The following is a 523-nucleotide window of genomic DNA, read 5'->3' as shown; positions in this document are numbered from 1 at the left end:
CGTAACGAATCGTGGTGGTTTTCGACGCGCGGATCGGTTCCCCGGTCATCGGGTCCAGTCGGGCCAGGTGCGGGATGCCCTGTCGGGCCAGGATGCGAGAGACCGTTCTCGGCGCAAGGCCGGTGCGGCGAGCGATCTCGTCACGACTGACGCGTTCATCGCGACGGGTGCGGAGCACGAGTTGTTCGAGATGTGTCGGCGTCTTCGAGGGCGAGGTGCGGGGTCTGGAAGATCGATCCTCAAGACCGGGCAAGCCCTCTGCCCGGTAGCGGTCGATCCAGCGAGCCACGCAGCGGCGCGAGATACCCATCGCGGCAGCGATATGGGATTGTTTCCAGCCCTGCTGATGACGTTGAATGATCAATCGCCTACCAGCAGGAGTCAGACGGGCGTTACGGTGGGTCACGAGAACCTCCGGGAATAGGTGAAGACGTTAGACATCTCCACTAAGCCCGGAGGTTCTCCTGTTTCACAAGCCCGTCGCTGCTACCAACCTCCTGACCGGGTACACCTAGCCGAGCTG

The 523-nt window shown here is 62.5% G+C and carries 1 protein-coding gene; it reads right to left on the bottom strand.

Going from position 1 to position 523, the window contains the following annotated elements:
• Positions 1–364 (bottom strand): helix-turn-helix domain-containing protein (locus tag ACFQND_RS12160; protein WP_377413583.1); only part of this gene is annotated, 364 nt, incomplete at its 3' end.
• Between the last annotated feature and the right edge of the window lie 159 nt (positions 365–523).

The organism is Polaromonas aquatica, assembly GCF_042659145.1.
GTDB classification, from domain to species: domain Bacteria; phylum Pseudomonadota; class Gammaproteobacteria; order Burkholderiales; family Burkholderiaceae_C; genus Polaromonas; species Polaromonas aquatica.
Note: the sequence above shows the minus strand (reverse complement) of the source record. Positions and strands in the feature narration are given on the sequence as shown.